The organism is Kitasatospora sp. NPDC058032 (assembly GCF_042885845.1).
Taxonomy (GTDB): domain Bacteria; phylum Actinomycetota; class Actinomycetes; order Streptomycetales; family Streptomycetaceae; genus Kitasatospora.
This window is the reverse complement of record NZ_JBHVRK010000005.1, coordinates 234,588-255,051: the sequence shown is the minus strand read 5'-3', so window position 1 is coordinate 255,051 and position 20,464 is coordinate 234,588. Positions and strand designations below refer to the sequence as shown.

18 protein-coding genes and 1 tRNA gene are annotated in these 20,464 nt (G+C 73.9%); 9 read left to right on the top strand and 10 right to left on the bottom strand.

What is annotated here, in order from left to right:
- Positions 1–69: 69 nt before the first annotated feature.
- On the bottom strand, positions 70–705 hold the full coding sequence (locus ACFVUH_RS11155; protein ID WP_387912543.1) for an alpha/beta family hydrolase: 636 nt from the start codon (positions 703–705) through the stop codon (positions 70–72).
- A gap of 49 nt (positions 706–754) precedes the next feature.
- A complete protein-coding gene (locus ACFVUH_RS11150; protein WP_387912541.1) occupies positions 755–1,513 on the bottom strand; it encodes an SOS response-associated peptidase in 759 nt (252 codons plus the stop codon).
- Between the two features lie 134 nt (positions 1,514–1,647).
- Here ACFVUH_RS11150 and ACFVUH_RS11145 point away from each other — a divergent pair, with 134 nt between their 5' ends.
- The 5 genes from ACFVUH_RS11145 (at position 1,648) to hisN (ending at position 6,159) form a co-directional block, all read left to right on the top strand.
- Positions 1,648–2,364: a M50 family metallopeptidase gene (locus ACFVUH_RS11145; protein WP_387912539.1), complete on the top strand. Its 717-nt coding sequence runs from the start codon at positions 1,648–1,650 to the stop codon at positions 2,362–2,364.
- Positions 2,365–2,453: 89 nt separating this feature from the next.
- Positions 2,454–3,785 (top strand): 3-phosphoshikimate 1-carboxyvinyltransferase, encoded by a 1,332-nt coding sequence (gene aroA / locus ACFVUH_RS11140; RefSeq protein ID WP_387912538.1) that lies wholly within the window; start codon positions 2,454–2,456, stop codon positions 3,783–3,785.
- A gap of 16 nt (positions 3,786–3,801) precedes the next feature.
- On the top strand, positions 3,802–4,857 hold the full coding sequence (rsgA, locus tag ACFVUH_RS11135; RefSeq protein ID WP_355363814.1) for a ribosome small subunit-dependent GTPase A: 1,056 nt from the start codon (positions 3,802–3,804) through the stop codon (positions 4,855–4,857).
- A 153-nt stretch (positions 4,858–5,010) separates the two neighbouring features.
- Positions 5,011–5,334, top strand: a complete 324-nt coding sequence (locus ACFVUH_RS11130) for a multidrug efflux SMR transporter (protein WP_355363811.1) — start codon at positions 5,011–5,013, stop codon at positions 5,332–5,334.
- Positions 5,335–5,361: 27 nt separating this feature from the next.
- On the top strand, positions 5,362–6,159 hold the full coding sequence (gene hisN / locus ACFVUH_RS11125; protein WP_355363808.1) for a histidinol-phosphatase: 798 nt from the start codon (positions 5,362–5,364) through the stop codon (positions 6,157–6,159).
- Between the two features lie 135 nt (positions 6,160–6,294).
- Here the strand turns inward: hisN and ACFVUH_RS11120 are convergent, their stop codons facing one another.
- Positions 6,295–7,773 (bottom strand): catalase, encoded by a 1,479-nt coding sequence (locus ACFVUH_RS11120; RefSeq protein WP_387912536.1) that lies wholly within the window; start codon positions 7,771–7,773, stop codon positions 6,295–6,297.
- A 104-nt stretch (positions 7,774–7,877) separates the two neighbouring features.
- Here ACFVUH_RS11120 and ACFVUH_RS11115 point away from each other — a divergent pair, with 104 nt between their 5' ends.
- A complete protein-coding gene (locus ACFVUH_RS11115; RefSeq protein WP_355363803.1) occupies positions 7,878–8,300 on the top strand; it encodes a Fur family transcriptional regulator in 423 nt (140 codons plus the stop codon).
- A gap of 112 nt (positions 8,301–8,412) precedes the next feature.
- Here ACFVUH_RS11115 and ACFVUH_RS11110 read toward each other — a convergent pair whose 3' ends face one another.
- From ACFVUH_RS11110 to ACFVUH_RS11100, 3 genes are all read right to left on the bottom strand, one after another.
- On the bottom strand, positions 8,413–10,380 hold the full coding sequence (locus ACFVUH_RS11110; RefSeq protein WP_355363800.1) for a sel1 repeat family protein: 1,968 nt from the start codon (positions 10,378–10,380) through the stop codon (positions 8,413–8,415).
- Between the two features lie 357 nt (positions 10,381–10,737).
- Positions 10,738–10,811 (bottom strand) — tRNA-Met (locus ACFVUH_RS11105).
- 67 nt (positions 10,812–10,878) lie between these two features.
- Positions 10,879–13,878, bottom strand: coding sequence for a UPF0182 family protein (locus tag ACFVUH_RS11100; protein WP_387912778.1), 3,000 nt, complete (start codon positions 13,876–13,878; stop codon positions 10,879–10,881).
- A gap of 237 nt (positions 13,879–14,115) precedes the next feature.
- Here ACFVUH_RS11100 and ACFVUH_RS11095 point away from each other — a divergent pair, with 237 nt between their 5' ends.
- Entirely contained in the window at positions 14,116–14,679 is a 564-nt protein-coding gene (locus ACFVUH_RS11095; RefSeq protein WP_387912535.1) for a PPA1309 family protein, read from the top strand.
- A gap of 60 nt (positions 14,680–14,739) precedes the next feature.
- On the opposite strand, the gene ACFVUH_RS11090 is transcribed toward ACFVUH_RS11095, so the two are convergent.
- From ACFVUH_RS11090 to ACFVUH_RS11075, 4 genes are all read right to left on the bottom strand, one after another.
- Positions 14,740–15,816 carry a PDZ domain-containing protein gene (locus tag ACFVUH_RS11090; protein WP_387912534.1) on the bottom strand — a complete coding sequence of 359 codons (1,077 nt, stop codon included), beginning with the start codon at positions 15,814–15,816 and terminating at the stop codon, positions 14,740–14,742.
- A 67-nt stretch (positions 15,817–15,883) separates the two neighbouring features.
- Positions 15,884–16,072 (bottom strand): hypothetical protein, encoded by a 189-nt coding sequence (locus tag ACFVUH_RS11085; protein ID WP_355363788.1) that lies wholly within the window; start codon positions 16,070–16,072, stop codon positions 15,884–15,886.
- A gap of 185 nt (positions 16,073–16,257) precedes the next feature.
- Positions 16,258–16,707, bottom strand: coding sequence for a molybdenum cofactor biosynthesis protein MoaE (locus ACFVUH_RS11080; RefSeq protein ID WP_387912533.1), 450 nt, complete (start codon positions 16,705–16,707; stop codon positions 16,258–16,260).
- Positions 16,708–16,818: 111 nt separating this feature from the next.
- Complete coding sequence (locus ACFVUH_RS11075) at positions 16,819–17,967, bottom strand: NAD-dependent epimerase/dehydratase family protein (RefSeq protein ID WP_380690249.1); 1,149 nt, start codon at positions 17,965–17,967, stop codon at positions 16,819–16,821.
- 210 nt (positions 17,968–18,177) lie between these two features.
- Between ACFVUH_RS11075 and ACFVUH_RS11070 the strand changes: the two genes are divergently transcribed.
- Together ACFVUH_RS11070 and ACFVUH_RS11065 are read left to right on the top strand one after the other, a co-directional pair.
- A complete protein-coding gene (locus tag ACFVUH_RS11070; RefSeq protein WP_387912532.1) occupies positions 18,178–19,719 on the top strand; it encodes a zinc-dependent metalloprotease in 1,542 nt (513 codons plus the stop codon).
- Positions 19,716–20,306, top strand: coding sequence for an NUDIX hydrolase (locus tag ACFVUH_RS11065; RefSeq protein ID WP_355363779.1), 591 nt, complete (start codon positions 19,716–19,718; stop codon positions 20,304–20,306). Before ACFVUH_RS11070 ends, ACFVUH_RS11065 begins: the two co-directional genes overlap by 4 nt.
- The last annotated feature ends 158 nt before the right edge of the window (positions 20,307–20,464 follow it).

Genomic DNA, 20,464 nt, shown 5'->3' with positions numbered 1-20,464 from the left:
GGGACGCCAACTGACGACCGTCACAACCACGCGGGCCCCGCCCGCATTCCCGGGCCCCGGTGACCGGTCTCACACCACCCGCAGCACCCAGTCACCGACCGCCGAGACGATCAGGTCCAGCAGCTCCCGCTGCCCCACCGCCGCCCGCTTCGGCACCTCGAAGCCGTGGTTGCCGACCGGCAGCGCCACCAGCTCGTGCGAGTCCGGCAGCTCCGGGAACTCCGCGGGCCCGCCGAACGGATCCGCCGCCCCCTGCACCACCAGCGTCGGCAGCCCCGACCCCAGCAGCTCCTCGGCCCGGCTGCGCTCCGGCCGGCCCGGCGGGTGCAGCGGGAACGCCAGCGCCACCACGCCCACCGCCCCGCTCTGCGCCCCGGTCCGGCAGGCCACCCGCGCCCCGGCGCTGCGCCCGCCCACCAGCAGCGGCAGACCCGCCCCGGCCAGCCGCCCGGCCACCGGCACCCAGCCCGCGTCCAGGGTCTTCGGCGCCGGCGCCACCTTGCGCCCCGCCACCCGCCAGGGCTGCTCGACCAGCGCCACCGACACCCCGCGGGCCGGCAGGGCGGCGGCCAGCGCCGCCAGGTCGCGCGCCTCGATCCCGCCGCCGGCGCCGTGCCCCAGGGCCAGCACCGCCCGCGGCGCGGACGCCGGGTGCAGGGTGATCCGGGCCTCCCCGGCGGGCGTGGTCACCGACTCGGTGGTCACGGGGGCCGATTTCACGGCGGTCACGGCGGCGGTCGTCACAACAGGGTCGTCAGAACAGGGTGGTCTCGTACTCGACCTCGGTGTACGGCGCGGTGAGCCCGGCGTGGTCGTTGCGGATGCTGCCGACGTCCGGCGACACCGGCGTCACCCGCAGCGCGCCCGGCGGCGGCGGTACCAGCAGCCGCCGCAGCTCCTCGGACCCGCCGTCGTCCAGCCCCGGGTCCAGCCAGGCGTCGAACGATCCCGGGTCCAGGAACAGCGGCATCCGCTCGTGGACCGGCGCCAGCAGCTCCTCGGCCTCGGTCGTCACGATCGTGAACGTCACCAGCCAGCCCTCCGGGTGGTCCGAGGGCACCGCCCGGTTGCGCCAGAACTCGTACAGGCCCGCCAGCGCCAGCGGAGCGCCGTCCGCCCGGGAGACGAAGAACGGCTTCTTGCGCGCCCGGCCCCGCTCCCCCGGCACGGTCTGCCACTCGTAGTAGCCGTCCACCGGCACGACGCACCGGCGCGCGGCGAACGCCTGCCGGTACGACGGCTTCTCGTGCACCGTGTCCGCCCGGGCGTTGATCATCTTCACCGCCGCCTCCGGCGAGCCCGCCCACTGCGGCACCAGCCCCCAGCGCAGCACCCGCAGCTGGCGCACCGGCGCGGGCGCCCCCTTCGCCAGGCGCTCCAGCACCACGAAGGCGCTCTGCGTCGGCGCGACGTTCCAGCTCGGGTCCAGCGTCTCGGCCGGGTCCCACTGCTCGACGCCGAACAGCTCGACGACGGACTCGGGCCGGGTACTCGCGGCGAAGCGACCACACATACCGTCAGCTTGCCACGGCCCCGCCCGCCCCGTGCCCCCCGCCCGCTCGCAGAACCACCCGCCCCGGGCCCGCCGTCCTCCCCATGGCAGGCTGCCGTGCGCAGGAAGCGGCCGAACCGAGGCGGAGGAGAACCATGGACGCCAGGACCCTCGACGAGCTGTGGACCGCCGTCACCGGCACCCAGCCCGACCCGCCCGGCTGGCTCGCCCTCGCCACCGGCGCCACCGCCCTGCTCACCGTCCTCGCCCGCCCGCTGTGGCGGATCGCCCGCAACGCCGTCACCATCGCCCACGAGGGCGGCCACGGCCTCGCCGCCCTCGCCACCCGCCGCAGGCTCGCCGGCATCCGGCTGCACTCCGACACCTCCGGCCTCACCCTCTCCTACGGCCGCGCCACCGGCCCCGGCATGCTGCTCACCCTCGCCGCCGGCTACACCACCCCCGCCCTGCTCGGCCTCGGCTGCGCCGCCCTGCTCGCCGCCGACCGGATCACCCTGCTGCTGTGGCTCGCCGTCGCCCTGCTGCTCGCCCTGCTCGTCCGGATCCGCAACGCCTTCGGCCTGTTCACCGTGCTGCTCGCCGGCGGCGCCTTCTTCCTGGTCTCCTGGTTCGGCTCCCCCGGCGTCCAGGCGGGCTTCGCCTACCTCGGCACCTGGTTCCTGCTGCTCGGCGCCGTCCGCCCGGTCCTCGAACTCCAGCGCCAGCGCCGGCACGGCGAGGCGCACGACTCCGACGCCGACCAGCTCGCCCGGCTCACCGGCATCCCCGGCCTCGCCTGGATCACCCTCTTCCTGGTCACCGCCCTCGTCTGCCTCGCCCTCGGCGCGAGCTGGCTGCTGAGCCCGCTGTGACCGACCGGGGCCGCCCGGGGCCGGCCGGGGCCCGCGGACCGCACCCTCGGGTAACAGGACGGTTCCCGTACGGCCCCTAGACTTGGCCCATGACCGAGACCCTGTGGCCCGCCCCCGTCGCGACCACCCCCGTGGACGCCACCGTCACCATCCCCGGCTCCAAGTCGGTCACCAACCGCGCCCTGCTGCTGGCCGCACTGGCCGACGGTCCCGGCTGGGTGCGCCGCCCGCTGCGCAGCCGCGACTCCCAGCTGATGGCCGACGGCCTGCGCGCCCTCGGCGTCACCATCGAGGAGCAGGTCAACAACGACACCGGCGGCACCGGCGGCGGCGAGGCCTGGCGGGTCATCCCCGCCCCCGTGCTGCGCGGCCCCGCCTCGGTCGACGTCGGCAACGCCGGCACGGTCATGCGCTTCCTGCCCCCGCTCGCCGTCCTCGCCGACGGCCCGGTCCACTTCGACGGCGACCCGCGCAGCCACGAGCGCCCCCAGCACGGCGTCATCGACGCCCTGCGCGCGCTCGGCGCCCGGATCGAGGACGGCGGACGCGGCACCTTCCCGCTCACCGTGCACGGCACCGGCGCCCTCGACGGCGGCACCGTCGAGCTCGACGCCTCCGCCTCCTCCCAGTTCGTCTCCGCGCTGCTGCTCTCCGGCGCCCGCTACAACAACGGCGTCGAGGTCCGGCACGTCGGCGGCCCGGTCCCCTCGCTGCCGCACATCCGGATGACCGTCGACATGCTGCGCCTGGCCGGCGTCCAGGTCGACGCCCCCGAGGACGGCGGCGAGAAGGACGTCTGGCGGGTCACCCCCGGCGCCCTGCTCGGCCGCGACCTGGTCGTCGAGCCCGACCTCTCCAACGCCGCGCCGTTCTTCGCCGCCGCCCTGGTCGCCGGCGGCCGGGTCACCGTCCGCGACTGGCCGAAGCACACCACCCAGCCCGGCGACCAGCTGCGCGACCTCTACACCCGGATGGGCGGCAGCTGCGCCTTCACCGACGAGGGCCTGCGCTTCACCGGCACCGGCCGGATCCACGGCATCGAGGCCGACCTGCACGACGTCGGCGAGCTCACCCCGGTGATCGCCGCGGTCGCCGCCCTCGCCGACTCCGAGTCCCACCTCTACGGCATCGCCCACCTGCGGCTGCACGAGACCGACCGGCTGGCCGCCCTCGCCAAGGAGATCAACGGCCTCGGCGGCGACGTCAGCGAGACCGAGGACGGCCTGCGGATCCGCCCGCGCAAGCTCACCGGCGGCGTCTTCCACACCTACGAGGACCACCGCCTGGCCACCGCCGCCGCGGTGATCGGCCTCGCCGTGCCCGGCGTCCAGGTGGAGAACGTGGCCACCACCGCCAAGACCCTGCCGGACTTCCCCGCCATGTGGGACGAACTGCTCGCCGGACCGGTGGCGGGCGGCTGAGCGGGGGACTGGGCACATGCGCCGCTACGGCAAGGACGCCGACGAGGACGACATCCGCAACCGCCCCGCGCGCCGGGGCTCCCGGCCGCGGACCCGGATCCGGCCCAAACACGAGGACGCCGCCGAGGCGATGGTGCTCACCATCGACCGCGGCCGGCTGACCTGCCTGGTCGACCCGGGCACCAAGCAGGAGCACGAGGTCGTCGCCATGAAGGCCCGCGAGCTGGGCCGCAAGGGCGTGGTCGTCGGCGACACCGTCTCCCTGGTCGGCGACCTCTCCGGGGACACCGACACCCTGGCCCGGATCGTCCGGGTCGAGGAGCGCACCTCGGTGCTGCGGCGCACCGCGGACGACGACGACCCCTACGAGCGGATCGTCGTCGCCAACGCCGAGCAGCTCGCCATCGTCACCGCGCTGGCCGACCCCGAGCCGCGGCCCCGGCTGATCGACCGCTGCCTGGTCGCCGCCTACGACGCGGGCATGGAGCCGCTGCTCGTCCTCACCAAGGCCGACCTGGCCCCCGCCGAACCGCTGCTGGAGTCCTACGCGCCGCTGGGCATCCAGTACGTCGTCACCCGCCGCGACGAGCTGGAGACCACCGGCGCCGAGGCCGTCCGCGCGCACCTGCGCGGCCTGCGCACCGTGTTCATCGGCCACTCCGGCGTCGGCAAGACCACCCTGGTCAACGCCCTCGTCCCGGAGCGGCAGCGGATCACCGGCCGGGTCAACGCCGTCACCGGCCGCGGCCGGCACACCACCGTCTCCGCGCTCGCGCTGCGACTGCCGCCGCCGCCCGGCGCCAAGCCCGGCTCGAAGAAGGCACTGGACGCGGGCTGGGTGATCGACACGCCCGGCTTCCGCTCCTTCGGCCTGTCGCACATCGACCCGTCCCGGGTCATCCACGCCTTCCCCGACCTGGAGCCCGGCACCGAGGGCTGCCCGCGCGCGTGCAGCCACGACGAGCCGGACTGCGCGCTGGACGCCTGGGTGGCCGACGGGCACGCCGACCCCGCCAGGCTCTACTCGCTGCGCCGCCTGCTGGCCAGCAAGGAGGCCCGCGAGGGCGACTGACGGCCGGCGCCGGGCGGTTTCCGCATTCGAGGTGTCACGGCGCCCTCTCCTGGTGATCATAGGAAAGTCGGGCCGGATCACGGCCCGGCCGGCCGACCGGTCCCACCGACCGGCCGCGCCGCCCGGTCCGCCGACCGACAGGGAGAGCACGCGATGGCATGGGCCCTGGTGATCCTGGCCGGTTTCCTGGAGACCGGCTTCGCGATCAACCTCAAGCTCAGCGAGGGCTTCACCAAGCTCTGGCCCACCATCAGCTTCTGCGTCTTCGCCCTCGGCAGCTTCGGCCTGCTGACCCTCTCCCTGAAGACCCTCCCGGTCGGCCCCGCCTACGCGGTGTGGACCGGCATCGGCGCGGCCGGCACCGCCATCTACGGCATGATCTTCCTCGGCGAGTCCACCTCGGTGCTCAAACTCGTCTCGATCTCCCTGGTCATCGCCGGGGTCATCGGCCTCCAGCTCAGCGGATCCGCGCACTGACGGAGGCGGAACGCTAGGGTTTCGACCATGGCCGACTACCACGACGACCTCCGACTCGCCCATGTCCTCGCCGACTCGGCCGACTCGGTCACCCTGGACCGCTTCCGCGCGCTCGACCTGCGGATCGAGACCAAGCCCGACCTGACCCCCGTCAGCGACGCCGACAAGGCCGCCGAGGAAATGGTGCGCGGCGTCCTGCAGCGGGCCCGCCCGCGCGACGCGGTGCTCGGTGAGGAGTTCGGCCTGCAGGGCTCCGGCCCGCGCCGCTGGGTGATCGACCCGATCGACGGCACCAAGAACTACATTCGCGGCGTCCCGGTCTGGGCCACCCTGATCGCGCTGCTGGAGGACGGCCCGGACGGCGTGGAGCGGCCCGTCGTCGGCATCGTCTCCGCCCCGGCGCTGAACCGCCGCTGGTGGGCGGCCAAGGACCTCGGCGCGTTCGCCGGCCGCAGCCTCGCCAAGGCGGGCCGGATCCACGTCTCCGGCGTCTCGCGGATCGAGGACGCGTCCTTCTCCTACTCCTCGCTCACCGGCTGGGAGGAGCGCGGCCGCCTCGACCCGTTCCTCGACCTCACCCGGGCCTGCTGGCGCACCCGCGCCTACGGCGACTTCTGGTCGTACATGATGGTCGCCGAGGGCGCGGTGGACATCGCCGCCGAGCCGGAGCTGTCGCTGTGGGACATGGCGGCGAACTGCATCATCGTCGAGGAGGCCGGCGGGCGCTTCACCGGCCTGGACGGCATCCCGGGCCCGGGCGGCGCCGACGCCGTCGCCTCCAACGGCCTGCTCCACGAGGAGGCGCTGCGCCGCCTGAGCGTCTGATTCTCCGCTCGACCTGCCTGGGGATTCTTCGAAGGATCCCCCTCACGTGGTGCGGGCCCCGGGTGCCGGTTCTCCGTCGGCACTCGGGGCCCGCTGCTCGGCGGGGCCCCTCACCGGGCCCCGCGCCGGGGTGCGTCAGCGCTGCTTGCGCAGCTCCCGCACCGCCGTCTCCAGCCGCTGACCGAAGTCGGCGTCGGCCTTGCGGAAGTTGCCCACCGCCCGCTCGACGATGTCCTCGCGGTCCGCGGAGACCTTGGCGATGAAGCCGGACAGGTTGCCGATCAGCCGCTGCTTCTCGTCCTCGCCCATCAGCCGGTAGAGGTTGCCGGCCTGCACGAAGTCGTTGTCCTCGGCGTGCGAGGGGGCCTCGTGGTTGCCGGTGGCGCCGTCGACCGGCAGCGGCGCCCACAGCGGGCGGCCGGTCTGCACCGGACCGCCGAAGCTGTTCGGCTCGTAGTTCTTGCGGCGCCCGTGACGGCCGTCGTACAGGTGCCCGTCCCGGTGGTTGGTGAGCGCCTCGGTGGCGTGCGGGCGGTTCACCGGCAGGTGGTCGGCGTTGACGCCGACGCGGTAGCGGTGGGCGTCCGCGTAGGCGAACAGGCGGCCCTGCAGCATCTTGTCCGGGGACGGGCCAATGCCGGGCACGAAGTGCGACGGCGAGAATATCGACTGCTCGACCTCGGCGAAGATGTTGTCGGGGTTGCGGTTCAGCTCCAGCTTGCCGAACTCGACCAGCGGGTAGTCCGCGTGCGGCCAGACCTTGGTCAGGTCGAACGGGTTGAAGCGGTAGTTCGCCGCGTCCGCCGCCGGCATGATCTGGACGCTGACCGTCCAGGTCGGGAACTCGCCGCGCTCGATGGCCTCGCGCAGGTCGCGCTGGTGGCTGTCCGGGTCCTCGCCGGCGAGCTTGTTGGCCTCGTCCTGGGTGAGGCTCTTGACGCCCTGGTCGGTCTTGAAGTGGTACTTCACCCAGAAGTACTCGCCGGCCTCGTTCTGCCACTGGTAGGTGTGCGAGCCGAAGCCGTCCATGTGCCGGTACGAGGCCGGGATGCCGCGGTCGCCGAACAGCCAGGTCACCTGGTGGGTGGCCTCGGGCGACAGGCCCCAGAAGTCCCAGACGTTGTCCGCCTCCTGCGAGCCGGTGTACGGGTCCCGCTTCTGGGTGTGGATGAAGTCGGGGAACTTGCCGGCGTCCTTGATGAAGAACACCGGGGTGTTGTTGCCGACGAGGTCGTAGTTGCCCTCCTCGGTGTAGAACTTCAGCGCGAAGCCGCGCGGGTCGCGCACCGCGTCCGCCGCGCCGAGGTTGCCGGCGACGGTGGAGAAGCGCAGGAAGGTCTCGGTCTGCTTGCCGACCTCGGAGAGGAAGGCGGCCCGGGTGTACGCGGTGACGTCCCCGGTCACCGTGAAGGTGCCGTAGGCGCCGGCGCCGCGGGCGTGCACCACGCGCTCCGGGATGCGCTCGCGGTTGAAGTGCGCGAGCTTCTCGAACAGCTGCTGGTCCTGGATCAGCGCCGGACCGCCGACACCGGCGGTCTCGGTGTTCTGGTTGTCGGCGACGGGGGCACCCGCCTCCGTGGTGAGGGTGGGGCGCAGCTCGTCCTGGGTAGTCATGTGAGGGGCCTCCGCGTGATCAGGTCGTGACGAACCGATCCTAACTTGGACTTTGTCTAAGTCAACACTGGAACCAAACTCGGAGTGTCACTTACCCTGAGTCCATGAGTGACCTCCTGGAGAGACTGCGCGGACGTGGATGGCGGCTGACCTCGCAGCGCCGGGTCGTGGCCGAGGTCCTCGACGGCGAGCACGTCCACCTGACCGCCGACGAGGTGCACGCCCGCGCGGTCGAGCGGCTGCCCGAGATCAGCCGCGCCACCGTGTACAACACCCTCGGCGAACTCGTCGGCCTGGGCGAGGTGTTGGAGGTCGCCACCGACGGCCGCGCCAAGCGCTACGACCCCAACGCCCACCACGCGCACCAGCACCTGGTCTGCTACGGCTGCGGCGCCATCCGCGACGTCCACCCGCAGGGCGACCCGCTGGCCGCGCTGCCCGCCGCCGAGCGGTTCGGCTTCACCGTCTCCGGCGCCGAGATCACCTACCGCGGCCTGTGTCCGGACTGCTCCGCCGCCACGCCCTGAAGCACCGCCGCGCCCTGAACCACCGCCGCGTCCCGAACCGCCCCCGCGCGCACGGCGCACCCGCCGGAGCACACGCCTCCGCACCCGCCCCCGTGTCCGGCCGCGCGCCCGGCTACGCGCTCAGCTCCGCGTGCAGCGCGCCCAACAGCCGGCCCGCCCGCTCGGCCACCTCCGCCGGACCGTAGTCCGCGGCCCGCCGGCACCAGCCCTCCGCCAGCACCGGCTCGCCCCGGCGCAGCGCCAGCAGCGCCAGCCGCAGCGCCGCCCGCCCGTGCCCGGCGTCCGCCGCCCGGGTGTACCAGAGCATCGCCTCGGCCTCGTGGTCCTGCCGGGCCAGCAGCAGCCCCAGGTTGAACGCCGCGCTGCGGCTGCCCGCCTCCGCGGCCCGCCGGTACCAGCTCTCCGCGATCTCCAGCGCGCCCCGCTCGGCCGCCCGCACACCCATCCGCACCTGCGCCCGGCGGTGCCCGGCGTCCGCCGCCAGCGCGTACCAGTGCTCGGCCTCCGCGTCCGCGTCCCCCCGCCGGTCCAGCACCGACGCCAGCCGGAACGCGCCCTCCGTCGAACCGCCCGCCGCCGCCTGCCGGTAGCGCTCCAGCGCGCCCGCCGCGTTGCCGCGCTGCTCCTGCACCACCGCCAGCTGCAGCGCCGCCTCGCCGTGCCCCTCCGCCGCGGCGCGCGCGTACCACTCCTGCGCCTGCCGGTGCTCCCCGCGCCCGGCGTGCAGCACGCCCAGGTTGAACGCGCCGTCCACGCTGCCCGCCTCGGCGGCCTTGGAGAACCACGGCTCGGCGCCCGACTCGTCGCCGCGCTGCAGCAGCACCACGGCCAGCGCGTTGCACGCCTCCCGGTGCCCGGCGTACGCGGCCCGCCGGTACCACTGCTCGGCCTGCTGGGCCCGGCCCGCCCCCGCGCACAGCAGGCCCAGGTTGAACGCGCCGTTCTGGTCGCCGGCCTCCAGCGCGCTGCGGTACCAGTGCTCCGCCCGGGCGGCCTCGCCGCGCGAGGCGTGCAGCGCGCCCAGCGCGTTGGCCGCGTTGCCGTCCCCCGCCTCGGCCGCCTCCTGCCACCACTCGGCGGCAGCGACGAGGTCCCCGCCGTCGCGCAGCAGGTAGCCCAGCGCGCACGCGGCCCGCGGCTCGCCGTTCTGCGCCGACTGCCGGTACCAGCGGGCCGCCTCGTCCAGCAGCGACTGCTCGCCGCCGGCCCGGTCCTCCAGCAGCACGCCCAGGCGCAGCGCGGCGCGGGCGTGGCTGCGGGCGGCCGCGATCCGGTACCAGGCCTCGGCGGTCTCCTTGTCCCCGGCCGCCTCGCGCATCCGGGCCAGCCGGTAGGCGGCCTCCCGGTGCCCGGCGTCCGCGGACACCTTGAACCAGCGCTCGGCGCGCACGTCCCGGCGGTGCTCCATGAGGTCGCCCAGCGCGTAGGCGCCCAGCGGGTGGCCGTGGTCGGCGGCGAAGTGCAGCCAGTACTCGGCGGCCTCCTCCTCGCCCTGGTCGCGCAGTTGCAGGCCCAGCGCGTGGGCGGCGGGCGCGCTGCCGGCCACCGCCGCCTGCCGCCACCACTGGGCGGCCTCGGCCCGGTGACCCCGCTGGTGCAGCAGCACGCCGAGGTTGTTGGCGGCGGCGCGCAGCCCGGCGGCGGCCGCGGCGCGCAGGTAGGGTTCGGCGTCCTCCAGGTCGCCGCGGCGCAGTAGCAGGGTGCCGAGCCGGGCGGCGGCGTCCGGGTCCCCGTCGTCGGCGGCGCGCCGGTGCCGGGCCTCCAGGGCGGCCTGCTCGCGGGCGGCGAGCGCGGTCTCGAAGCTCGCCGAGTCGAAGCCGGTGTCGCCCTCGACTCCGGCGACGGCGGGGGCGTCGGCAGGTGCGCCGCGCGGGCCCGGGGCGGCGGCGAGGCCGCCGGCCGGGACGTGCACCAGGGAGTCCGGGCCCCAGCCGCCCGCGGGGCGGCGCTCGGCCAGGCCGCTGGTGCGCTGGGCGGGTAGGGCGCCGGGCTGCCGTTCGGGACTCTCCGCCCAGGCCTCGGTGTCCGCCTCGGTGGTCGCCGGCTTCGCCCCTGCCCCGTTCCTGCCGATCAGCCTCATGCCGACTCCCACTCCCCCCGAGTGTCGCGGCGCCGTCCTCCGGCCCGGGGCCGGAGGGACCCCACGGGGAGCACACGGACCCGACGGCCGGTCAGCAGCCGGGCAGCGTCCCCCGTGTGTCCCATCGTCGCATCACCCGCAACCCGCGTACACCTGCCCCGGCCGATTTCGGCGGGGCGGACCCGAAGCCGACGAAATTGCTTCGGCGCTTTGTCGATTTCCCGACACTTGGCCCCCACAAACCCCGCTGCCGTCGTCCTCGGCGACGCTCGATGGTACCGGAGCGCCCCGGCCCGCCCGCGCGCGCAAACGCCGAAGGCCCGGAGGAAGAATCCTCCGGGCCTTCGTGCTACTGAGTAGCGGGGACAGGATTTGAACCTGCGACCTCTGGGTTATGAGCCCAGCGAGCTACCGAGCTGCTCCACCCCGCGTCGGTAGTTGAACCATAGCACGGGCGCGGGGTGGAACCGAAATCGGTTACCGCGGGATCGTCGCAGCTCAGGGGCCGCTGCTCGGGGCGGGTGAGGCCGGCGGGGTGGCCGGGGCGGTCGCCGGCGGGGTGGCCGGCGCCGTGCCGGTCGCCGTCGGGGCCGGGGTGATCCCGGCCTTCTGCTCGGCCGCCTCGACCGCCTTGAGCGCGTCGTTGAGGGCCTTCTGGGCCTGGCCCCAGGCCACCCAGTCGCCGTTCTTGAACGCGGTCTGGCTGTCGTTGTTGGCCTTCACCGCGTCGGAGATCGCCTTCTGCAGCTCCGGCGTCACCGCGCCGCCCGGCGTCGGCGCGGTCGGGGTCGTCGGGTTGGTGGGCGTCGTCGGCGCGGTCGGGCTGGTCGGCGTGGTGCCGGGTGCGGTGGGCGTGACCGGCGCACCGGTCACCGCACCGCCGAGCACCTTGGCCAGCGCCTTCTCCAGGTTGTCCTCCACCGCGACGACCGCGTTCTCGTTCCCGTACGTCGCCAGCACCTTCTTCAGCACCGGCACCTTGGCGCTGCGGCCGATGAGGTAGACCGGCTCGACGTTCAGCAGGCCGCCGCCGACCGGCAGGGTCAGCAGGTTGCCGTACTCGATGTCGGAGTCGGTGCCGGTCTTCAGCAGGGTCAGCTGGTTGGCGACCAGCGGGTCCGAGTTGAACTTCGCCTGCACCTGCTTGGGACCCAACGCCCCGGCACCGGTCGGGATCTTGGCGATCCGGATCTTCCCGTAGTCCGGGCCCGGGTCGGCGCTGACCGACATGAACGCGGCCAGGTTGTCCCGGCCCTGCGGCGCGAAGGTCGTGGTGAGCGAGAACGTCGCGTCCTGCGCGTCCGGCATCCGGACGGTCAGGTAGTACGGCGGCTGCACCTCGTTGGTGTTGGTCGTCGGGTCGGTCGGCACCTGCCAGATGTCCGTGCCGTTGAAGAAGCCGCCGGCGTCGGTCATGTGGTACTCGGCGAGCAGGTCGCGCTGCACCTTGAACATGTCCTGCGGGTAGCGCAGGTGGGGCGCCAGCTCGGACGGGATGTCGGCCTTCGCCTTGACCGTGCCCGGGAACGCCTTCATCCAGGTCTTCAGCACCGGGTCGTTCTCGTCCCACTGGTAGAGCGTCACCTCGCCGGTGTACGCGTCCACGGTGGCCTTGACCGAGTTGCGGATGTAGTTGACCTGGTTCGCGGCGGTCAGCAGCTCACCGCGCTGGTTGGTCAGTGAGTCCTTGGTGGCGTCGCCCAGGGTCGTCTTCGAGGAGAACGGGTAGCCGTCCGAGGTGGTGTAGCCGTCCAGCACCCACACGACGCGGCCGTTCTCGACCACCGGGTACGGGTCGGCGTCGATCGACAGCCACGGCGCGACCTTCTCGACCCGCTCCTTGGGCGTGCGGTCGTAGATGATCTTCGCGCCGTCCCGGATCGCGCTGGAGTAGAGGATCTGCGGCTCGGCGAACTTCACCGCGTAGGCGGCGCGGGTCAGCGGGTTGTCCAGTCCGACGCCGCTGCCGCCCTCATAGGTGGAGTGCACCGGGGTGCCGTCCTCGGCGGTGTAGTCGATGTCCTGGTAGCCGCCGCCGACGATCGAGTACGTCGACGTCTTCTCGCCGTAGTAGATCCGCTGCTGGTAGTCGCCGAACGCGCCCTTCGTCGGCAGCGCCGACTCGGTGTAGACCGGGTTGCCGTTGGCGTCCACCTGGTTGCCCTTGGCCGCGATCACGCCGTAGCCGTGGGTGTAGTTGAAGTGGTCGTTGATCCAGTTCCGCTGGATGCCGTTCAGGTCCAGCTCGCGCACGCCCAGCACGGTGTCCTGGTCGCCGTACCGGTCGACGTCCAGCGACTTGGGGAACGCGTAGTACTTGCGCAGCGCCTCGTTCTGCTGGAACGTCGGGCCGACCACGTTGGGGTCCAGCAGGCGGATGTCCGAGATGGTCTGCGCGTCCGGCTTCAGCGCGTCCGCGTTGGTGCCGTTCGCCGGTTCGTACTGGACGACCTGGCTGTCGGCGATCCCGTACGCCTCACGCGTCGCGTCGATGTTCTTCTGGATGTACGGCGTCTCCTTGGCCTGCTCGTTCGGCTTGACCTGGAACTGCTGCACGATCGCCGGGTACACCCCGCCGATCAGCACCGCCGACAGCACCATCAGGCCCAGGCCGATCAGGGCCGGTGCCCAGGTGCGGCGCACCGGGGTCAGGAAGAACAGCACCGCGCAGATCACCGCGACGAAGAACAGGATCGTCTTCGCCGGCAGGAACGCGTTCGCGTCCACGTACCGCAGGCCCGTCCAGCCGGTCACGCCCTTGTACGTACCGGTCTTCACCGCCAGCCCGTACCGGTCCAGCCAGTACGCCACCGCCTTCAGCAGCACGAACACGCCCAGCAGCACCGCCAGGTGCCCCTGCGCGCCGACGCTCGCCCGCCGGCCCGGCCCCTGCAGCCGCAGCCCGCCGTACAGGTAGTGCACCAGCGCCGAGGTCAGCAGCGAGACGATCACCGCGCTGAACGCGAAGCCCAGCAGGAACTCGTAGAACGGCAGGTCGAAGGCGTAGAACGAGACGTCCTTGCCGAACTGCGGGTCCTTGGTGCCGAACGACGTCCCGTTCGTCCACAGCAGCCAGGTCCGCCACTGGCCGGAGGCCGCGGCGCCCGCCACCAGCCCGATCACCAGCGAGATCCCGAGCAGCGCCCAGCGCTTGAACGGCGCCAGGCCGGAGCGGTAGCGGTCCAGGCTCTGCTGCTCCACCGACATCGCCGACAGCGGCGGCCGGAGCCGGTGCGCCAGCCACACGTTGAAGCCGACGATCACCGCCATCAGCACGCCGAACACCGCGAACAGGCCGATCTTCGTCCACAGCTGGGTGGTGAAGACCGACGAGTAGTGCACCGACCTGAACCAGAGCCAGTCCGTCCAGAAGCCGGCGAACATGACGAACAGCAGGAACAGCACCGCGAGTACGCCCAGGGTCAGCAGGAGCACCCGCGCCCGCCGGGAGGGGGGTCCTACTCTTCGCCGGAACCCCGGTCCTGAGCGTTCCGGCATCTGGAATACCACGGTGGCACCTCAGCTGTGTCGTCTTGGGTCAGTCGGTCTCCAGTGCAACTTAACCAGTCTTTGGCCGAGTTCCCACCGTTAGCAGACGGTTACGACAACCCCTCCCCCGGGACCCCGCGACAACCCCTCCGGCGCCCCCTCCCGCGGGCGGTCCCGCCGGCCGTCCCACCGGCCCGGAGCGCCCGGGCGCCACGCACCGGGCGCCCGGCGTGTGAGGATTGAGACATGTCCGATGGATCCAACCTCCCCGACGACGTCTCCACCCTCCCGGCCGGCAGCCCGCTGACCCGGGCCGCGCTGGAGATCGACGAGTACGCCGCCACCCTCGGCTGGGACCTCCCGGCCCGCCTCTTCGCCCTGGTGGACAGCACCGCCCTGCGCAAGGCCGACCCCCGCATCGCCGAGCAGCTCGGCCTCGCCGACAGCAACGAGCCCGGCCTCACCCCGGTCGAGCAGGACGAACTGCCCGCCGGCATGGAGCTGGACAAGTTCCTCGGCACCATCGCCTGGCCCGACGCGGTGGCCGGCTGCGCCCTGGTCGTCGAGCGCCTGATGCTGCCGCCGGGCGCCGAGCAGTCCCGCCCGCGCAACGCGAGCGACGCCCAGCTCGCCGAGTGGGTGGCCAACCACCCCAAGCGCGAGGAGGTGCGGATCACCGCCGCCGTGCTGCGCGACGGCAGCAAGGAGATCGCGCTGCGGCTGCGCTCCAAGGACACCGCCCGCGAGGTGCTGACCGGCCCCGAGCTGGTGCCGGGCCTGACCAAGGCCCTGCTGGCGACCTTCGCCTGAGGCGCCCGCACGGCCCCGCGCGGTTCGGGCCCACGAGGTCCGGGCCTCGCGGGTCCGGACCTACGGGGTGCAGGACGGCAGCGCGGAGGTCTGCCCGGAGCGGATCTGGTCCAGCGCCTTCAGCGCGCCGTCCAGCGTCTCCACCTTGATCAGCTTCAGCCCGGACGGGGTGTTCTTGCCGGCCTCCGCGCAGTTCGAGGCCGGGGCGAAGAAGTACTCGGCGCCCGCGTCCCGGGCGGCGATCAGCTTCATCGCTATGCCGCCGATCGGACCGACCTCGCCCTCGTCGGTGATGGTGCCGGTGCCGGCCACGAACTTCCCGCCGGTCAGGTCGCCCGGGGTCAGCTTGTCGATGATGCCGAGCGAGAACATCAGGCCCGCGCTGGGCCCGCCGACGTCCTGCAGCCCGATGTCGATCCGGAACGGGTAGGTGTGCCGCAGACCCGGGCGGATGCCGACCATCGCGGCGCCGGTGTCCGACGACTTCACGGTCGGGACGGCGATGTCGGTGCGCACCCCCGGCTCGGCCGAGCCCTCCTTGACCCGCGGCACCACGGTGAAGACCGCCTCCTCGCCGGGCTGGTGCCGGGTGACCGCCTTGGCGACCGCCTCCGCGTCGGCGACCGGAGTGCCGTCGACCGCGACGATCTGGTCCCCGGCGTGCAGCCGGCCCTCCGCCGGGGCGCCGGCGGTGACGCTCTGGACGATCAGCTCGCTGCCCATCGGGATGCCGAGCTGGCTCAGCGCCGCGGTGCGGGCGTGGTCCTCGGAGAGCGCGAACTCCTCGGCGTTCTGCCGCTTCGCGTCGGCGTCGCTCTGGCCCTTCGGGTAGACGTTGTCGTGCGGCACCACCAGCACGTCGTCGCGCAGCCAGCCGACCACCGCGTTGACCAGGCTCGGCTCGTACTTGGCGCCGGTGACCTGGACGGTCGTCATGTTGAGGTTCCCGCTCGCCGGGAAGGACTCGTGGCCGGTGATGGTGATCACCGGGGTCCCCGTCTTCTCCTGCACCCCGAGCGTGTTGTACGTCGGGCCCGGGCTCATCTCGGTGTACGGCACCTTCATCAGCACCGAGGCGCAGAGCAGCGCTATGAGCAGCAGGGTGGCGGCGAGCATCGTCGCAGAGCGGCGTGGCATGCCTCGACAGTACGGGACGCGCGTGACGGCGCGCCCGGCGGCCCGGACCCCACCGGCCCCCGGGCCGCTACCGCTCCCGGCGCTCGCGCGGGTCGCCGCCCGCGGTGGTGCGTTCCATCGCGGCCATGAACCGCTGGTGCTCGGCCAGCGAGGCCGGGTCCCCCGTCGCCTTCGGGGCCCGCTGGGCCCAGATCGCCCACACGGCGGCCAGCGCCCCGGCGACGCAGGGAATGCTCAACCAGGCGAGTACAGCCATCTCGGTACTCCCAGTTCGTCGTGTCTATGAGCAGATTAACCAGTCCGGCGGACAACGCCGCGGGCGCCGTCCGGGTTACGGCGCCGCCGATCGGCTCACTTCCAGGGAGTATCCGGCGCAGCGTCCCACACCCGTTCGAGTGAGCGGACGGCGCGCCTGCACGACACGGGGGGTCCGGCGGGTGCTCAGCAGTCGCCGGCGCCGACCCACTCCTCGCCGCCGTCCGCGAACACCTGGTGCTTCCAGATCGGCACCTCGTGCTTGAGGTCGTCGATCAGCCGGCGGGCGGCGGCGAACGCCTCGCCGCGGTGCGCGCACGACACCGCGACGATCACCGCCTTGTCGGTGATCCCCAGCCGGCCCACCCGGTGCACCGCGGCCAGCGCCCGGACCGGGAAGTCGGCGACGACCTTCGCGGCGACCCGGCGCAGCTCCCGCTCCGCCGACGGGTGGCAGCTGTACTCCAGCACCGAGACCGGCCGGCCGCCGTCGTGGTCGCGGACCGTGCCGACGAAGACCGTCGTCCCGCCGGCCGCGTCGTCGCCCACCGCCTCGTACACCTCGTCGAGCGAGAGCGGGGTGTCGCGGATCGCGAGCAGGCGGATCGGATCGTGGTTCTCGGGCATGCCCCCCATGATTGCCCATCCCGCTCGGGCCGGGACACGCCCCTTCCGCCCCGCGACGACGGGCCCCCGCCACGGCGGGGGCCCGCTCAGAACCGGGGCCGGCTCAGGACCCGGGCCGGCTCAGAACCGGCGCCGCCTGCGCGCCCGCCGCACCAGCGCCGCCGTACCCACCAGCGCCACCGTCGCCCCCGCCGCGCCCAGACTCGTCGCCGCCTCCTTGCCGCCCAGGCGCCGGCCCGCCACCGCGTGCTTGCCCTCCACCTGCGCCAGCAGCTCCGCCAGCACCTCCTCGTTGGTGTGCGCCGGACGCCAGCCCGCCTCGTGCAGCCGGCTCCCCGACACCACCCACGGGTACATCGTGTACGCCAGGTCCCCGGCCGGCGCCGGCGTCAGCCCCAGCCGGTGCAGCCGCGCCGCCGTTCCCAGCGCCAGCGAGGCCGGCAGCTCCATCCGCCGGATCCCCGACAGCCGCTCCACGTCCTCCTGCTCCAGCCAGCCGTCGCAGCCGACCGTCACCTCGCCCTCGACCAGGCCCAGCGCCGCGTACTCCAGCGCCGCCGCCAGATCGTCCACGTGGCAGAACTGCCAGCACGGGCGCGAACCCGCCACCACCAGCAGCCGCGGTGCCTCGAAGTGCCGCGTCAGCACCGTGTCCACCCCGGGGCCCACCACCACCGCCGGCCGCAGCACCGTCACCTGCAGCCCCGGGTGCGCCCGCGGCGCCCGCCGGGCCAGCCGCTCGATCTCCAGCAGGTCCCCGACCAGCGAGGCCTCCTCGGTCGCCCGCAGCTCCGAGTCCTCCGCCAGCGGCACCTCGTTGTCCGCCAGCGCGCCGTAGACCATCGCCGAGGTGCACAGCACCACCCGGTGCACCCCGGCGGCCGCGGCCGCCGTCAGCACCGTCTGGGCGCCCCGCACGTTGTAGGCGCTGCGCGCCCGCGGGTCCGACTCCATGCCGAGGTCCATCGCCAGGTGGACCACCACGTCCACCCCGGCCAGCCGCTCGGCGACCGCCGGGTCCCGGACATCCAGGACCCGCCACTGCACCCCCGGCACCTCACCGCGCCGGTCGTCCACCGCCAGGACCCGCTTCACCCCCGGCGAGGCCACCAGCCGGGCCGCGACCCGTTCGCCGAGCACCCCGGCGGCTCCGGTGACCGCCACGGTCAGCGGTCTTCCGGCATAGGCTGGAGGCGGCGACGCCGTGATGTCCGGGGCGTCCTCTCCTCCGGTCAGCCCAGAGCGAACGTCCGAGGGCGGGGAACTCACCGGCCATCCTCCACGGTTAGCTTATGTGCGTACGTACGTGTGTCACGTACGTCCATCCTGCCCGAGGCGAAGGCCCGGCGGTGCACCCGGCGCGGGCCAGCCGCGCGGGAGCCGCCCACCGGCCGGGAGTCCCCCCACTCCACCGACCGCCCCGGGCACGCAGACTTCACCGCCACCACCCGTATGACGGCCGACCGGATCGAGGACCCCGTGAGCGACCTTCCCTTCGGATTCGGCGTTCCGCCCGAGGAGCCCGAGGACGGCAAGGCCAAGCCCGACGACGACCAGAAGAAGAAGGACGAGGGCGGCGGCGACCGGTCCGACGGCCCGCACCCCTTCGGCTTCGCCGGCGGCAACCCGCTCGGCGCCCTGTTCGGCATGGGCCTGCCGGGCATGCCCGGCACCCCCGGCGCGGGCGGTCCCGGCGCCGGCGACAACCCCTTCGCCGCGATGTTCGGCGGCCTCAACCCCAACGACCTCGGCGCCGCCTTCCAGCAGCTCGGCCAGATGCTCTCCTTCGAGGGCGGCCCGGTCAACTGGGACCTCGCCAAGGACATCGCCCGGCAGACCGTCGTCGCCGAGCCCGCCGAGGGCAAGAGCAAGGACCGCTCGGTCGGCGCCGCCGAGCGCTCCGCCGTCGCCGAGGCCGTCCGCCTCGCCGACCTGTGGCTCGACGGCGTCACCACCTTCCCCTCCGGCGCCGGCACCGCCGTCGCCTGGAGCCGCGCCGAGTGGATCGAGGCCACCCTCCCGGTCTGGAAGGACCTCGTCGACCCGGTCGCCGAACGTGTCGGCAACGCCATGGGCGGCGTGCTGCCCGAGGAGATGCAGGCCATGGCCGGCCCGCTGCTGGGCATGATGCGCTCCATGGGCGGCGCCATGTTCGGCACCCAGATCGGCCAGGCGCTCGGCGCCCTCGCCGCGGAGGTCGTCGGCTCCACCGACGTCGGCCTGCCGCTCGCCCCCGCCGGCAAGGCCGCGCTGCTGCCGCAGAACGTCGCCGAGTTCGGCGAGGGCCTCAGCGTGCCCGCCGAGGAGGTCCGCCTCTACCTCGCCCTGCGCGAGGCCGCCCACCAGCGGCTCTTCGCCCACGTGCCGTGGCTGCGCGCCCACCTGCTCGGCGCCGTCGAGGCCTACGCCCGCGGCATCAAGGTCGACAGCTCCCGCATGGAGGAGCTCGTCGGCCAGCTCGACCCGAGCAACCCCGAGGCGCTCCAGGAGGCGCTCGCCGGCGGTCTGCTCCAGCCCGAGGACACTCCCGAGCAGAAGGCCGCGCTCGCCCGCCTGGAGACCGCGCTCGCCCTCGTCGAGGGCTGGGTCGACGCCGTCGTGCACGCCGCCGCCGAACCCCACCTGCCGCAGGCCGGCGCGCTGCGCGAGACCGTCCGGCGCCGCCGCGCCGCCGGCGGGCCCGCCGAGCAGACCTTCGCCACCCTCGTCGGCCTCGAACTGCGCCCGCGCCGGCTGCGCGACGCCGCCCGCCTCTGGGCGCTGCTCGCCGACGCCCGCGGCACCGAGGGTCGCGACGACCTCTGGCAGCACCCGGACATGCTTCCCACCGCCGCCGACCTCGACGACCCCGACGCCTTCGTGCACCGGGGCAACGGCGGCGACCTGGAGGGCGGCATCGACTTCGACGCCCTCGACAAGCTGCTCGGCGAGGCCGCCGCGGGCGGCGCCCCGGACACCGGGAAGCCCGATCCGACGAAGAACGACGGCGACGACCAGGGGAAGGGCGAGCCCACCGCATGACGGCCACCGAGACGGACCGCGCCGGAGCCCTGCACGCCGACGCGGTCCGCGCCCTGGGCGACTGGCGGGGCCACGACCCCGAGCAGGAACAGCTGCGCCTCGCCTACCTGCGGCACCTCGCCGAACAGCCCGAGGGCCTGTTCCGCTCCTGCCTGCCCGCCCACATCACCGCCAGCGCCGCCGTCGTCGACCCCGCCGCCGGCCGCGTCCTGCTGACCCTGCACCCCAAGGTCGGCCGGTGGCTGCAGATGGGCGGCCACTGCGAGCCCGGTGACCGCGACCTCGCCTCGGCCGCCCTGCGGGAGGCCACCGAGGAGTCCGGCATCCCCGACCTCGCCCTGCTCACCCGCGACGGCGCGCCCGTGCCCGTCAAGCTCGACCGCCACCAGGTCCGCTGCACCGGCAAGGACCGCCCCGAGAACACCCACCTCGACGTCCAGTACGTCGCGGTGGCCCCGCCCGGCGCCCAGGCGCTGATCAGCGAGGAGTCGCTCGACCTGCGCTGGTTCGACTACGACCGCCTGCCCGAGCTCACCGACCGCTCCGTGCGCGAGCTCGTGGCGCGCGCCCGGGAACTCACCGGCTGAGGCACTCGGGAGCGCCCGGACGACGGGAGGGGCACGGACCGATGTGGTCCGCGCCCCTCCCGTCGTCCGTTCCGCGCCTGCTTCGTGTGTGCTCCGCGCGTGCTTCGTGCTCCGTGTGTGTTCCGCGCGTGCTTCGTGCTCCGTGTGTGTTCCGCCCG